Source organism: Kineosporia sp. NBRC 101731 (genome assembly GCF_030269305.1).
GTDB lineage: Bacteria > Actinomycetota > Actinomycetes > Actinomycetales > Kineosporiaceae > Kineosporia.
Genome location: NZ_BSTC01000005.1, coordinates 222294 through 236337, shown reverse-complemented (window position 1 = coordinate 236337; position 14044 = coordinate 222294). Strand labels below are relative to the sequence as shown.

Annotated in this window: 11 protein-coding genes; 7 read left to right on the top strand and 4 right to left on the bottom strand. The window is 70.7% G+C overall.

Features of this window, described 5'->3' with window-relative positions; genetic code table 11:
* Nucleotides 1-428: 428 nt before the first annotated feature.
* A complete protein-coding gene (locus tag QSK05_RS16625) occupies nucleotides 429-2465 on the top strand; it encodes a putative bifunctional diguanylate cyclase/phosphodiesterase (protein ID WP_285598134.1) in 2037 nt (678 codons plus the stop codon).
* Here QSK05_RS16625 and QSK05_RS16620 read toward each other — a convergent pair.
* Nucleotides 2449-3411: a threo-3-hydroxy-L-aspartate ammonia-lyase gene (locus QSK05_RS16620; RefSeq protein WP_285598133.1), complete on the bottom strand. Its 963-nt coding sequence runs from the start codon at nucleotides 3409-3411 to the stop codon at nucleotides 2449-2451. The two genes, QSK05_RS16625 and QSK05_RS16620, sit on opposite strands and share 17 nt — an antisense overlap.
* A gap of 27 nt (nucleotides 3412-3438) precedes the next feature.
* Here QSK05_RS16620 and QSK05_RS16615 point away from each other — a divergent pair, with 27 nt between their 5' ends.
* Nucleotides 3439-3810 carry a VOC family protein gene (locus QSK05_RS16615; RefSeq protein WP_285598132.1) on the top strand — a complete coding sequence of 124 codons (372 nt, stop codon included), beginning with the start codon at nucleotides 3439-3441 and terminating at the stop codon, nucleotides 3808-3810.
* A 33-nt stretch (nucleotides 3811-3843) separates the two neighbouring features.
* On the opposite strand, the gene QSK05_RS16610 is transcribed toward QSK05_RS16615, so the two are convergent.
* A complete protein-coding gene (locus tag QSK05_RS16610; RefSeq protein ID WP_285598131.1) occupies nucleotides 3844-4968 on the bottom strand; it encodes an ROK family transcriptional regulator in 1125 nt (374 codons plus the stop codon).
* 52 nt (nucleotides 4969-5020) lie between these two features.
* Here QSK05_RS16610 and QSK05_RS16605 point away from each other — a divergent pair, with 52 nt between their 5' ends.
* Nucleotides 5021-6271 carry an MFS transporter gene (locus QSK05_RS16605; RefSeq protein WP_285598130.1) on the top strand — a complete coding sequence of 417 codons (1251 nt, stop codon included), beginning with the start codon at nucleotides 5021-5023 and terminating at the stop codon, nucleotides 6269-6271.
* A 43-nt stretch (nucleotides 6272-6314) separates the two neighbouring features.
* Here the strand turns inward: QSK05_RS16605 and QSK05_RS16600 are convergent, their stop codons facing one another.
* Together QSK05_RS16600 and QSK05_RS16595 are read right to left on the bottom strand one after the other, a co-directional pair.
* On the bottom strand, nucleotides 6315-7640 hold the full coding sequence (locus QSK05_RS16600; protein WP_285598129.1) for an MFS transporter: 1326 nt from the start codon (nucleotides 7638-7640) through the stop codon (nucleotides 6315-6317).
* Nucleotides 7641-7647: 7 nt separating this feature from the next.
* Nucleotides 7648-9105, bottom strand: a complete 1458-nt coding sequence (locus QSK05_RS16595; protein ID WP_285598128.1) for an AbeC-like domain-containing protein — start codon at nucleotides 9103-9105, stop codon at nucleotides 7648-7650.
* A 606-nt stretch (nucleotides 9106-9711) separates the two neighbouring features.
* On the opposite strand from QSK05_RS16595, the gene QSK05_RS16590 reads away from it, so the two are divergent.
* From QSK05_RS16590 to QSK05_RS16575, 4 genes are all read left to right on the top strand, one after another.
* Entirely contained in the window at nucleotides 9712-11316 is a 1605-nt protein-coding gene (locus QSK05_RS16590; RefSeq protein ID WP_285598127.1) for a sugar transferase, read from the top strand.
* Between the two features lie 2 nt (nucleotides 11317-11318).
* Nucleotides 11319-12683 (top strand): glycosyltransferase, encoded by a 1365-nt coding sequence (locus QSK05_RS16585; RefSeq protein WP_285598126.1) that lies wholly within the window; start codon nucleotides 11319-11321, stop codon nucleotides 12681-12683.
* Complete coding sequence (locus tag QSK05_RS16580; RefSeq protein ID WP_285598125.1) at nucleotides 12680-13291, top strand: LbetaH domain-containing protein; 612 nt, start codon at nucleotides 12680-12682, stop codon at nucleotides 13289-13291. Before QSK05_RS16585 ends, QSK05_RS16580 begins: the two co-directional genes overlap by 4 nt.
* Nucleotides 13292-13437: 146 nt before the next feature.
* On the top strand, nucleotides 13438-14037 hold the full coding sequence (locus tag QSK05_RS16575) for a hypothetical protein (protein WP_285598124.1): 600 nt from the start codon (nucleotides 13438-13440) through the stop codon (nucleotides 14035-14037).
* Nucleotides 14038-14044 lie beyond the last annotated feature (7 nt).

The window sequence follows — 14044 nt, the reverse complement described above, 5'->3', positions numbered from 1 at the left end:
AGCTCCGCACGCTCCTGAACCCCAGGCTGCCCGGGGCGCAGTGTGCATTCCCTGCAGGCGCTGACCGGCTCCACTCCGCCATCCGAATTGGCGTCGCTCACTGTAGTGGACGTCAACTCTGAGTTAAAGCTTCTGCGTGTCCGAACCGAGTTATGGCACCCGCGCTGCATCCCCGTCGTGGGCGAAGAAGGCCTTCCCGGCCCGCGACACGCCGTCGGGCCTGGTCAGCGCCATTCCCCGACACAGTGCCCGCTTCCGCTAGGTATGCGCAAAACAACCCACTAGGCTCGTACGACGGCCGAGACCACTGCCGCGTGGTCACCGTTGCCACGGCAAGATGACGGAGCATGTGCATCGTGTTGCCGCAGCGAACTGCTGCGTCGGCCTTGTTGGACTGAGTTCCTTGCACTGAGCTGCGGAGGATTCCGGTGGACCCCAGCCCCGAACGGGCCAAGACGATCCCGGCCGGCACGACGAACGGCATACCCAGACACCTGGTGCGTATCCGCGCCGGCGCCAACGGCTCCCGTCCACTCCCGAACAGTCCGCTTCCGAACAGTCCACTCCTGAACAGCAAAGGCAATGGCGAGGCCCGGATGAGCCAGGAGAGCATTCCCACGGTCACGACCGACGGTCACCCGACGCCCCCGGACGAGGCAGCCATCGACACCGCCCTGTTCGCCTGGGAATGGGCACGGCTGCTGTCTTCCACCGGCTACGTCACCGCCGACCGCACCGTGGTGGTGGCCGAACTGCGCCGGTGGACCATCCGGCTGATCGACATGCTGGGGCGCACCCCGTTCGATCCCTCCCCCGGCACCGAGATCGGCCAGGCGCTCGTGGCTCTGGGTTTCGGCTCCCCCATCGCCCTGGGCCGCACCAACGCGCTGGTGATGCGCAAGTTCCTGGTCCCGGCCGACGACGACCGGCAGGAGCGGGTGGCCGAGGTGATCTCGTTCATCAGCCAGGGCTTCGTGCGGGCGGTGCGCGACCGCACGCTCGAGGAGCAGGACGCCATCCGCAGTTCCGCGCTGCTGGCGCTGGAACGGGCGCGGGCCGACCAGCGCCAGGCCGAGCTGCTCGACCCGGTGACCGGCCTGCTCAACCGTAAGGGCTTCGTCGCCGCGCTCACCGACCGGCTGGCCACCTCACCCCCGGGCGTGCTCGGCGCCTGTCTGCTCTCGCTGGACGGGTTCGAGCCCCTCGACCGGGGTTTCGGCACCGAGGTGGGCGATCAGCTGCTGCGCACCGTCGCCGAGCGGCTGTCGGCCCGTTTCGGTGGTGAGGACGACCTGATCGGCCGGATCGGGCGTGACGAGTTCATCGTGGCGGCGATCGGTGCGAAATCGCCGACCGCGGGCCAGGAGAACGTCCTCCAGCGGGTGGCAGCCGCCCAGCTCGCGGTGCGCGCGCCGATCAGCCTCGGCGACCGGGCCATGGTGCTGTCACCGTCGGTCGGGGTCGTCTCCCGGCTCACCGGCTCCGCCGATCCGGAGACCGTGCTCCGCGACGCCGGTCTGGCCGGTTCCTGGGCCCGCGAGCGCGGCACCGGCTCGATCGCCCTGTTCGAGGTCGAGCGCGCCACCAAGCAGGTCGCCGGGCTCGCCCTGGCCGCGGAACTGCCCGGCGCCATCGGATCGGGACGGCTGCTGGCGCACTACCAGCCGATCGTCGGGCTGCGCTCGGGCCGGGTCGAGATGGTGGAGGCTCTGGCCCGGTGGGAGCACGAGCGTCACGGGCTGCTGGAGCCGCACGCGTTCATCCCGCTCGCCCAGCGCGCCGGGCTGATCGAGGAACTGGGGCGCAGCGTGCTGGAGCGGGCCTGCCGTCAGGGGCTGGCCTGGAACCATCTGCTGCCGCGGGGGCCGATCGTCTCGGTCAACCTCGACCCGCAACAGCTGACCGATCCGGCGACCGTGCGCGACGTGGTCACGATCCTCGAGCGCACCGGTCTCCCGGCCGATCTGCTGCAGCTGGAGATCACCGAGGACGCCGCTCTCGGCGACCCGGCCACCCGCCGCGTGATCCGCGACCTCGCCCACATCGGCGTGAGCCTGGCGCTCGACGACTTCGGCACCGGCCAGGCCCATCTCGCGCGGCTGCCCGACCTGCCCGCTCTCGGGGTGCACACGCTCAAGCTGGCCGGCGAGTTCCTCTCCACGCAGGCCACGCAGGACACGCAGGACACCGCCCGCTCCGAGCCGGCGCCGACACGTCTCACCGACCGCTGGTTCGGCACCGGCCGTCACCAGCCGCCGACCCACAGCTCGGCCCGGCGCGACGTGCTCGCCGCGACCATCGCGCTGGCCCACCGGCTGGGCCTGTCGGTCACGGTCGAGGGAGTGAAGACCGAGCAGGACGAGGCGCTGATCATCTCGATGGGCGCCGACCACGCCCAGGGCACCTACTACAGCGCCCCACTACCGGTTCCCGAGGCCGGCGACTACCTCATCCGCGGGCGATGAGCGACGCGTAGCGGTCCAGGTCGACGTTCCCGCCGCTGAGCACCACCCCGATCCGGCGGCCGGCCAGCTCACCCTGGGCCAGGCGCAGTGCGGCGGCCAGGCCCAGGGCGCCGGTCGGCTCCACGACGAGTTTCGCCGAACCGGCAAGAAGCCGCATGCTGTCGATCAGTTCGGCATCGGTGGCAGTGAGGACGCCGGTCACGAGGCTGCGGATGATCGGGAAGGTGTGCGCGCCCAGCGCCGTGGTCTGCGCACCGTCCGCGATCGTCCGCGGGGCCGCGATGGTGACGATCTCCCCCGAGCGGAACGACTGCGCGCCGTCGTCACCGGCTTCCGGCTCGACCCCGTACACCCGGGCGGCGGGCGCGAGTGCGCGCACGGCGAGCGCGGTTCCGGCCAGCAACCCACCACCCCCGAGAGGGGCGAACACCGCGTCGAGACCGTCGACGTCCTCCATCAGTTCCTTGGCGACCGTGCCCTGCCCCGCGATCACGTACGGATCGTCGAACGGCGGCACGACGGTGAGGCCCCTCTCGCGGGCCAGCGCGTCCGCGATCGCCACCCGGTCCTGCGTGTAGCGGTCGTAGTGCACAACCTGAGCGCCATAGCCTTGTGTGGCAGCCAGTTTCGATGCCGGGGAGTCGTGGGGCATGACGATCGTCGCCGACATCCCCAGGATGCTCGCGGCCAGGGCCACGGCCTGGGAGTGATTTCCCGAGGAGTACGCGACGACCCCGGCCCGCCGCTGCCCCTCATCCAGCCGGGCCAGCGCGTTGTAGGCCCCGCGGATCTTGAAAGCACCGGCTCTCTGGAGGTTCTCGCACTTCAGGAAGATCTGGGCACCGGCCTGCTCATCGATGCGGCGGCTGGTCATCACGGGTGTGCGGTGCACCACTGGGGCGATACGCTCGGCCGCGGCTTCGACATCGGAGTACGAAACGGACATGAGCTGCATCCTAGATAAGGAGATCTCGTGGATCGACCGGACCTGTCGCTGAGCAACATCGTGCTCGACACCGACGACGTGCAGATGCTGTCGGAGTTCTACCTCCGCCTCCTGGGCTGGGAACTGACGCAGGACGAGCTCCCGGACTGGCGCACGCTCGGGGCCCCGGCCGGGCCGGGCCTGTCGTTCCAGCTGGAGAGCAACTACCGGCCGCCGGTCTGGCCGGCCGGCACCGACCAGACCCCGATGCAGGTCCACCTCGACATCCGGGTCACGGAACTGGCACCGGCCGTGGCCTTCGCCCAGGAGTGCGGCGCCGTGCTGCACGACTTTCAGCCCCAGGACGACGTCCGCGTCCTCAGTGACCCCTCGGGCCATCCGTTCTGCCTGTTCCTCTGACGATCCTGCGACAGTCCTGCGACACAGAACCGATCAGGTCGGCAGCAACGGCCACAACCGCGTCCAGGCCTCCTCGGCCGCCCCGGCCACCGGACCGCCCTCCAGCAACTGCGCGGCGAGCACCGGTGGCGGGTCGGCGCGGCGGAAGGCCATCAGACCGGCCAGGTAGGCGTCGTCCAGCGCGCGCGAGGCCGCGTTCAGGTAGTCCACGCCCAGCCCGCCGACGGTCACCAGTTCCGGGTCCACCGCGTTGACCAGACCGGCGATCCCGCGGCCGAGCCGACCGGCGACCAGTTCCACGGCCTGCCGCTCGGTCCGGCCGCCGGAGGCCACCACGCGCCGGGCGTAGGACACCGGATCGGCCGGCACCGGCTGACCGAGCAACCGGGCCAGGGCGAAACCGTCCAGGCTGGCCCCCCAGCAACCCCGCGCCCCGCAGGGACACTCCACGTCGTCCCCGGCGAAGGGCACGTGGCCGAACTCCCCACCCAGCCCCACCGCACCGGTGAGCACCCGGCCCGACTCCACCAGCGCGCCGCCGAGACCTGCGTCCACCCGGATGTGCAGGGCCACCGCGGCCCCGACCGCGGCACCCCGCCGCGACTCCGCGGAGGCCGCGAACGTGGCGTCGTTGCCCACCGCCATCACCGGGGCCTTGGGCCACAACACGTTCAGGTCCAGGCCCGACCAGCCCAGCGTGCTCGCCTCGATCAACCGGTCCATCGCCACCAGCCCGGGCACCGAGACGCCCATACCCCGGATCCGGCCGCGAAAACGCCGCCGCAGCTTCGTCAGACGCCCCTGTACCTCGTGCAGGATGCGCTCGCCGTCCCCGTAGGCGCCGGCCATCTGCTCGTCCCCGTCACAGGCCACCACCTGACCGCCGAGCTGCACCACCTCGGCCCGCCAGGTCTCGTGGGCGAACGCCACGGCCAGTACCAGCGGACCGCGCGGGTGCGGCTGCAGCACGGTGGTGGGCCGCCCCCGCCCGGCCGGCCCGGCCGGGCGCTCGCTGATCAGCTCGGCGGCTGTGAGACGCGCCACCAGCTCGGTCGCCGCCCCGGTGCCGATACCGACCGTACGGGCGGCGTCAGCCCGGGTGATGTCCGGGTTCTCGTGCACCACCCGAAGTAGTTCGGACGCCCTGGTCCCGATCACGATCGGTCCAACTCCCTGTATTTACTCGAAGACAGAGTTTAATGTGAATCACGTGTCCAGCCCGACCCGCACCCCTGGCCTGCCCGACCCGACGATCACCGCGCCGGACAGACCCAACTATGCCGCGTTGACCGTGCTGGCGACGTGCTCGTTCATCTACGTGACCGCCGAGGTCCTCCCGATCGGCCTGCTGCCCCAGATCAGCGCCGACCTGGACGTCACCGAGGCCCAGGTGGGCCTGCTGCTCACCTCGTACGCCGCGGTCGCCGCCGTCACCACGATCCCGATGACCGCCCTGACCATGCGCTTCACCCGCAACCGGCTGCTGGCGGCCACACTCGCCGTGTTCGTGGTGGCCCAGCTGGTCGCGGCGTTCGCGCCCAGCCTCACCATCCTGTCCGTGACCCGGATCTTCTCCGCCGCCGCGCACGGCGTGTTCTGGGCGATCGTCGCCCCGATCGCCGCCCGTCTGGCCCCTCCCGGCCACAGCGGCAGGGCCACCGCCGTCGTCTTCACCGGCTCGTCGCTGGCCATGGTGCTCGGCGCGCCCATCGCCACCGTGGTCGGGCAGGCCACCAGCTGGCGGGTGGCCGTGGCGAGTGTGGCCGGTGTGGGCGCGCTCAGCCTGATCTGTTTCCTGATCGTCGTGCCCCGTCTGCCCGTGCTCCCCCGTGACGCGGCCAAGACCCTGGGCGGCCAGCTCCGCGCCGCGGCCCGGCAGGTCCGCTCCCGGGCCACCCTGCCCGGCTGTCTCATCACCCTCACCGCGGTGGTCGGCCAGTTCGCCGCCTACACCTACATCGCCCCGCTGGTACGCCGTGACGGTGGCCTGGACGGGCGGGGTCTGGCCCTGCTGCTGCTCGGCTTCGGGGTGGCCGGGGTGCTCGGCAACATCCTCGCCGGGCGTTTCATCGACCGCCGCCCCGACCTGGTGATGATGGCGATCTTCGGCGGCATGGCGGCGTCGATGGCCGTTCTCGTCGGCACCCCGGGCCTGGTGGTCACCGTGATCGCCGTACTGTTCTGGGGCCTTTCCTCGTCCCCCATGTCACTGAGCCTGCAGGCCGCGGTGATCCGCCGGGCTCCTCGCAGCCCGGACGCAGCGGCCTCGGTGCAGGTGGTGGCGTTCCAGATCGGCATCGGCAGCGGTGCCCTGATCGGCGAGCGCCTCTACGGCCACGGCTATCTGGCGCTGCTGCCCCTGCTCGGCTCGATCATGACCGCGGTCGCCCTGGTGCTGGCCTACCGCGCGAAGGAGACCTTCCCGCGGCACCCGGTGGCCCACGTCGACGCGACCCACTAGGGCGCGTTGCCGCCGCCACGTCACGAAACCGCTCTCGGCCGGTTCAGGGCATCCGGCGCATCGGAGGGGCCAGTTCGCGCCGGTTCTCCTCCGGTTCCGGGAGATCAAGGGTGGACGACCCACCCGGGTCGGGCACGTCGTCCACCCGGTATCGCTGCGTGCGTTCGTGGACCAGCCCCACCACCCCCGCCACCAGCGCGGCGACCCCGCCGAGGTAGAGGCCCCAGCGGGCGCCGTGACCCTCGCTGACCCAGCCGATCACCAGCGCACCGAGCGGTGTGGTGCCCTGCAGGATCAGCGAGTACAGCGCCAGCACCCGGCCGCGGTACTGCGGGTCGCTGCCCAGCTGGATGCGGTGGTTGGCGGCCTGGGCGAAGTACATGGAGGTGAAGCCCACGACCGCCAGCAGCATCATCGCGCTGCCGAACGTGGGCGCCAGACCGGCGGCCAGCTCGGCCACCCCGAGAGCCACGGCGCTGAGGCAGACCAGCCGGGCCGGGGGCCGGCTGGTGCGGGCGGTGGTGACGAAGGCCGACACCAGCGAGCCGACCGCGAGAGCTGCTGACAGCAGGCCGAACTCGCCGGCGTCGGCGCTGAACACGGTTTTCGCCAGCAGCGGCAGGGTGAGCTGGAAATTGAGCGCGAACAGGCCGATCACGGCGACCAGGGCGATCGGGGAGAGCAGGTCACGACGACCGGCCACATAGCGCAGCCCGGCCCTGATCCCGTCCCGCGGGCGCACGGACGAGCGGTGCAGCTCACCCACCCGGATCCGGGCCAGCCCGGCCACGCTGAAGGCGTAGCTCAGCGCGTTCAGCACGAGCACCCATCCCTCACCGACCCCGGCGATGAGCACCCCGGCCAGCGCGGCGCCCGCCACCCGGGCGATGTTGAAGTAGGCGGAACTGAGGGCGGACGCGTTGGGCAGCAGGGCGGGCCCCACCAGTTCGCTGACGAACGACATCCGGGTGGGCACCTCGAGGGCGTTGACCGTACCCACCGCGAACGCGAAGACACAGATCTGCCAGATCGTGATCTGCCCGCTCAGCACCAGCCCGGCCATCACCAGTCCCAGCACGGCCGAGACGCTGTTCGCCCCGATGAGCAGCAGCCGCTTGTCGTGCCGGTCGGCCAGACGCCCGCCGTACAGCATGAACAGGGCCAGCGGCACGAACTGCAGTGCGGTGACCAGGCCCAGCACCGGGCCCGGGCGGTCGGTCATCCCGAGCACCAGCCAGTCCTGGGCCACGATCATCATCCAGGTGCCGGTGACCGACAGCACCTGCCCACCGGCGAAGAGCCGGAAGTTGCGCACTCCCAGGGCGCGGAAGACGTGACGGGGTGAGGCCTGGGCGAATCGGCTCGGCACGCGCGGCTCAGCCGCCCGTCGCGGCACCGTAGATGCTGCGGGCGTTCTCGTTGGTCCGGGTGATGATCTCCGCGCTCTGGCCGGAGAACTCGGTCGTGTCCACACCGCGCGAGGTGAGGAACAGCCCGATGCACTCCATCGCCCGGCGCACGAAGGCCTGGTAGTAGACCTCCTCGTCGGCGGCCGCGAAGTGATCGCCCAGGTCGTAGTTCGTCACCTGCTCCCGCACGCTCTTCACCGCACCGAAGTCGACGTCGCGGCGGGTGGCGATCTCCGCGTCCGCCTCGTCGGCGTTGGCCGCCCGCAGCCGGGCCGCCCGCATTTTCTTCATCATCGTCGAGGGGGCGTTCATCAGCAGGGCCGGTGCGTCGATCAGGGCGAGCCGGCCCAGCTCCTGGAGTTCGGCGACCGTGCCGGTCTCCAGTTCGCTCACCTCGTACAGCTCGGAGTGCAGCGGGCGCAGCGCGTAGACCTGACCCTCGATGAACAGTGTCTCGTTCGCCACCCAGGCCCGCACGAACAGCGTCACCACGACCTGCCCGCCCCAGGCCGACTGCTGGAAACAGGTGTAGGTGCGGGCGATCTCGTCGCGCCGGTCGAAGTACGGCCGGAAGGCCAGCGGTGACAGCACGGTGACCGGCCGGCGGTAGTTCAGCTCGCCGTCCCGGTCCAGGCCGGGCTCGAGCGGACCGAACCGGTACAGGTCCACCCCCAGGGAGCCCGCTCCGCCCCGCACGTACAGCCGGTGGGCCCCCGACGGCCGCGGAGTGATCTTGCCGGGAAGCAGCTCCAGCAGGGCCGCCTGCAGCGCCGCACCGGTGACCGGCTCGAACTCCGGCTCGGTGCGGCGGCTGATGTCGATGGTGATCTGCCAGTTGTCGAGCTTGACCCCGGAGCCCACGAAGGGCGCCGTGTCGGCCCGGTAGAGCACGGCGTTGCAATGGTTCAGATCGCGCAGGGCTTCCTCGGTGGAGGCCCGGCGCAGCCGTGGGGGCGGGTCGGCGCGGGGGTCGAGGGCCACGTCGATCGCCGATCGCCGGGCCGAGCGCATCTGGTGGTAGACGATCCCGGCCGCCACCACGTAGGCCCAGAACGCCAGGAAGAGCACGGCCAGCACCAGCTGGAACAGACTGAGCACCCCGGTGAAGGTCAGCAGCAGACCCAGCACGCCCAGACCGATCAGGTACCAGAGCTCGGTCAGCAGCCAGCGGTCGCGGGCGGTGCGCAGCCCGGTGGCCCGGGCCGCGTGCCGGCCCAGCGCCACCTGGTCGACCTGCCAGTTCGGGCTCAGCGCACGCCGGGACGGCGTCAGCAGGTTCGCCTCGACCGAGTCGGCGATGTCGTCGTGCAGATAGCAGGCGGCGCACAGCAGGCGGGTCACCAGGTCGTCGGGCGGCGCTGACGATTGGCTGGGTGGTGCAAGGTGCCGGGCCGCCCCGGCGCCGGTGGTCTCGTTCACAGTCACCTGTCGCTCCTCATACGGGGCCGCCGGCACGCGCGCCCCGTCTGCGGGAGTCCATCTCCCCCGCACGGGCCAGTCGGTTCAAATCACCATTAATCACACATAGCTACCAGTCAATACCTTCACGCCGCAGCGCTTCGGCACTTGGTGTACCTTTCTGATTGCACACAGTGATTGAGCAACACGGAGCAATCAGCCGGCCAGGGAAGGCAACGGCGTTCTGTCAGGCCCCCGCCGGCACTCCCGGTGGCCGGGCCCGTCGCGAATGCCTTCACTCAGGCGTCAGTGTGAATGCTGATGTGAATGCTGGAACAGCTGATTCCACCCCGCCGGGAAATCCTGGTTCTGCCGCCGCCGTAATACCACTGCGCCCTAGGTCGGCCGGCACCGGTGAATTCCCCCGGGTAAAGATCAGCCGATTGGCGAACCCGGGCCTCCCCCAGGTGAGCCACAGACCCGGACCGAACGGTTCGCAAGCACCGTAAGTACGGGAAAGACAGCACACAGTAAGATCATTCGCCCTAGCCTGAACATCGGGATCCGACGTCGGCCAATGGGGGTCTTTATCCAGCCGGACCCTTTTTCCGCGCCGTGGGGGGCCGAATTTCGATGTCCGTTTCAGAGGCTTCTGGAGCAGGTCTGTCCATCGACCAGCTGTTCGACCGAAAACCGTCGACCACGCCACCCGTCCCCCGGGCGGAATCGGATCCCCCCGCTTTTCCCGGTCCGTTCGCGGACCCGGCCGAGGCGACGTTCGAGGAACTGCTCGTACCGTCCGTCCGCATCGGCCACCGCATCACCCGGCGCCTGGAGCGACCCAGGGTGCTGATGTCCCGTTACAGCCGGTATGCACGCTGGTGCGACCTGGCCGTCGGTGCACTCGCCGCCGCGCTGGCCGTGCGGGTGCGGTTCAACACCGTGCCGGACGCCTACCTGGTGCTGCCGCTCCTGCTGCCGCTGACCTGGGTCACGCTCGCCTGGCTCTACCGCACCTACGAGCACCGTTACATCGGGGCCGGGCCGGACGAGTACCGCCGCATCGCGCGCGCCGGGCTGATCCTCTTCGCCTGCGTCGCGGCCGCGGCCTACTGCCTGAACGGCAACTTCCCCCGCACCATCGCCCTGATGTCCGTGCCGTGCGCGGTGCTGGGCAGCATGGCCTGCCGCTGCGTGCTGCGGATCGGGCTGCGCCAGGCCCGTTCCACCGGCAAAGGACTGCACCGCACGATCGTGGTGGGCCGCAGCAACGCCGCGATCGCCCTGATCGAGCAGCTGCACCAGACCGAGAACTCCCTGCACCACGCCATCGTCCCGGTCGGCGTGTGCCTGCCCGCGGGCGAGGTCGTGCTCTCGCACGTGCACGACGTCCCGGTGCTGGGCACCCCGGGCGATGTGCTGCAGGCCGTGCACCTGGCCGACGCCGACGCGGTGGCCGTGGTCTCCCAGCCCGACCTGTCCGGGCACGCCTTGCGCCGCCTGTCCTGGGCCCTGGAGGAACGCGGCGTCGAGTTGCTGGTCTCCCCCGGCATCGTCGAGGTGGCCGGGCCCCGGCTGTCGATCCGGCCGCTGGCCGGGATGTCGCTGCTGCACCTGGAACGCCCGGTGCTGAAGGGCACCCGCCGCGCGCTGAAGGTGGCCTTCGACTACAGCGCCACCCTGGTGCTGCTGACACTGCTCGGTCCCCTGATGCTGACCCTGGCCCTGGTGGTGCGCGTGACCAGCCGGGGCCCGGCGCTGTTCCGTCAGACCCGGGTGGGCACCGACGGCCGCGAGTTCACCGTGTACAAGTTCCGCTCGATGGTGGTGGACGCCGAGGCCCGGCTGTCCGCCCTGACCGAGGTGGACGAGGGCAACGGTGTGCTGTTCAAGATCCGCAACGATCCCCGGATCACGCGGATCGGGCGGGTACTGCGCAAGTACTCGCTCGACGAGCTGCCACAACTGCTGAACGTGCTGCGCGGCAACATGTCCCTGGTCGGTCCGCGTCCCCCGCTGCCCACCGAGGTGGCCGGCTACTCCCCCACCGAGATCCGCCGGCTGCGGGTCCGCCCGGGGATGACCGGTCTCTGGCAGGTCTCCGGCCGGTCGGACCTGACCTGGGAGGAGTCGCTGCGGCTCGACCTGCGCTACGTCGACAACTGGTCGCTGGCGCTCGATCTGTCCATTCTGTGGCGCACCGTCCGCGCCGTCACCCAGGGCTCGGGAGCCTACTGACCATGGATTCAACCTTCACCCCGCACGAGCTTCCGGTCATCCTGCCCAAGGCGCCGGTGGTTCCCGCCCAGCGGAGTACCACCTCGCTGGGCTCGAAACACGTTCTCGTGGTGGGTATCAATTACGCCCCCGAACCGACCGGCATCGCCCCGTACACCACCGGCATGGCCGACCACCTGACCACGAGGGCCCGCAGCGTCACCGTGCTCACCGGCATGCCGCACTACCCGAACTGGCAGCTCGAACCGCAGTACCGCTTCCGCCTGCGCACCCGTGAGATCGCCCGCCAGGTCGGTGACGCGTTCGACGGGCTGGCCGGGCTCGGTCAGCACGACGGCCTGCTGATCCGACGCCTGCGGCACTACGTGCCCGCCCGCCAGAGTGCAGTCCGGCGAGCCGGTTACGAGCTCACCTTCCTGATGAACTGCCTGAGTACCCCGATCGGGCAACGACCGGACGTCGTGGTCGCCGTCACCCCCGCGCTCGGCGGGGCGGTGGCCGGCGCCCGGGTGGCCCGTCGCACCGGCGCCAAGCTGATCGTCGTGGTGCAGGACCTGATGGCGAAAGCCGCCACGCAGAGCGGCATCTCCGGAGGCGGTGGACGGGTCAGCGCCGCCACCGCAGCGGTCGAACGGTACGCGCTGCTTCGGGCCGACCTGGTCGCCGTGGTGAGCGACGCCTTCCGCCCCCAGTTGCACGCCTACGGGGTACCGGACGATCGCATCCGCCTGCTGCCGAACTGGACGCACATTCACGCCTGCGGCCTGTCCGGACCGGAGGCCCGGCAGGCCCTCGGCTGGCCCCAGGGCGTCTTCACCGTCGTCCACACCGGGAACATCGGCCTGAAGCAGGATCTCGGGAACCTGGTGGAGGCCGCGCGGATCTGCGCCGAGCGCGACGCCGGCGTGCGCTTCGTCATCATCGGCGACGGCAGCCAGCGGGCCGCGATCCGCGCCCAGGCCCGGGGCCTGAGCAACCTGGAGTTCGTCGACCCGCTCGACGGCGTGAAGTACCCGCAGTCGCTGGCCGCCGCCGACCTGCTCGTGGTGAACGAACGGCCCGGTGTCGGCGACATGTCGCTGCCGAGCAAGCTCACCTCGTACCTGACCGCCGGGCGTGCCGTGATCGCGGCCGTCGCCCCCGACGGCGCCACCGCGCAGGAACTGCGCCGCACCAACGGCGCCGCCCACCTGATCGCCCCCGGCGACCCGGCCGCCCTGGCCGACAGCGTGCTCACGCTGCGCCGACGGCCCACCCACTGCGCCGAGATGGGCGTGCTGGGGCGCGCCTACGCACAGGCCCACCTGGGACGCGAGGCCGCCGCCGCGCGTCTGGACGCGATCGTCGAGGAGTGCGTCGCCGGATGAGCGAGACCGACCCGATCCAGCAGCTACCGCAGATCCAGACCATCCGGTCGGTGCCCAGCCCGGGGCACCGGCGCGTGCCCGCCCTCGACATCCTGCTGACGCCGCACGACCGCGCCCTCCGGCCCGGGCGCGACCTGGCCGCCTTCACCGGCGCCGGTTACGACAAGGGCCGCTCGAAGCTCTGGCAGGCCGCCTGGTTCGCCACGATGAATCTGGTGTTCTCGAAGTGGTGGCTACCGGCCCGGTTCCGGCCGCCGATCCTGCGGGCGTTCGGCGCGACCGTGGGCGAACGGGTCCTGATCCGCCACCGGGTGCGGGTGCTGTGGCCGTGGAAGCTGACCATCGGTGACGACTGCTGGATCGGTGAGGGTTCCTGGCTGCTGAACCTCGAGCCGATCAGCCTCGGCGACGACGTGTGCATCAGCCAGGAAGCCATGCTCTGCACCGGAAGTCATCGCCACGGCGACCCGGCGTTCGAGTTCGACAACGCCGCGATCACGATCGGACGAGGTGCCTGGGTGGCCGCACGGGCGACAGTTCTGCGCGGCGCGACGGTGGAACCGGGAGAGGTCGTTCCGGCCCACGCCGTCCGCGGCCGCCGTTCCTGATCATCGGGGAGGTTTTGCATGATCACGACGAGTATTTTTCCGTGATCATGCAAAACCTCCCCGCGAACGGTCGGTCTTTGCCGAATCCCCCTCTCCGGCGGTGGTCGCTGTGCCATGCTCACCGGCGTGACGATCCGGGGGGATTCATGGAAAGCATTGTCGTCGGCTACCTCTCCGCACTCGCGGCAGGCCGGGCGAGCCTGCTGGCGGGACGTATCGGCCCGGGTCCGGCCCAGGCCGTCGACCATGCGCTGACCGAGCTCTACGACAGTCTGGTCTTCCGTGCCCCGGCTCTGCGGCAGCTGCACGGCGGCAGCCTGCAGTCGCTGTCCGAGGCCGAGCACGAGGTGGCCACTGCCCTGCGCGACCAGCGTTTGAGACGCACGGTGCAGCACCTGCTCGACGATCTCGAATCAAACGGTGGCGAAGCACTTCTGGGATACGAGCCGACGGCCGGGCTGCGAGGCGTGCGCGCCGACCGGCACGGCGTCGCGGTCGGCGGCACGGTGCCCTATCCCGCCGGGACGACCGTGCTGCACGCCCTGCGCGAGACCAAGGGCCTGCTGCGCCTGAGCATCATCACCGGCGTGGTGCTGGCGGTGAGCGGGCTGGTCTCGTTCGCCCTGCATGTGGCCCTGCACCCGGCCGGCGACCCGGGCATCGGCCTGGTCCTCAGCTGGGGGTGTTTCTTCCTCGGCCTGATCCTCACCGGGGTGGGCACGATCGTGCACACCAGCCGGCGTTAGCAGTCAC

Excerpts from the sequence above, each read along its gene's own strand:
- QSK05_RS16620 (WP_285598133.1), bottom strand. The coding sequence starts at position 3,411 with ATGTCCGTTTCGTACTCCGATGTCGAAGCCGCGGCCGAGCGTATCGCC.
- QSK05_RS16580 (WP_285598125.1), top strand. The coding sequence starts at position 12,680 with ATGAGCGAGACCGACCCGATCCAGCAGCTACCGCAGATCCAGACCATC.
- QSK05_RS16590 (WP_285598127.1), top strand. The coding sequence starts at position 9,712 with ATGTCCGTTTCAGAGGCTTCTGGAGCAGGTCTGTCCATCGACCAGCTG.
- QSK05_RS16585 (WP_285598126.1), top strand. The coding sequence starts at position 11,319 with ATGGATTCAACCTTCACCCCGCACGAGCTTCCGGTCATCCTGCCCAAG.
- QSK05_RS16575 (WP_285598124.1), top strand. The coding sequence starts at position 13,438 with ATGGAAAGCATTGTCGTCGGCTACCTCTCCGCACTCGCGGCAGGCCGG.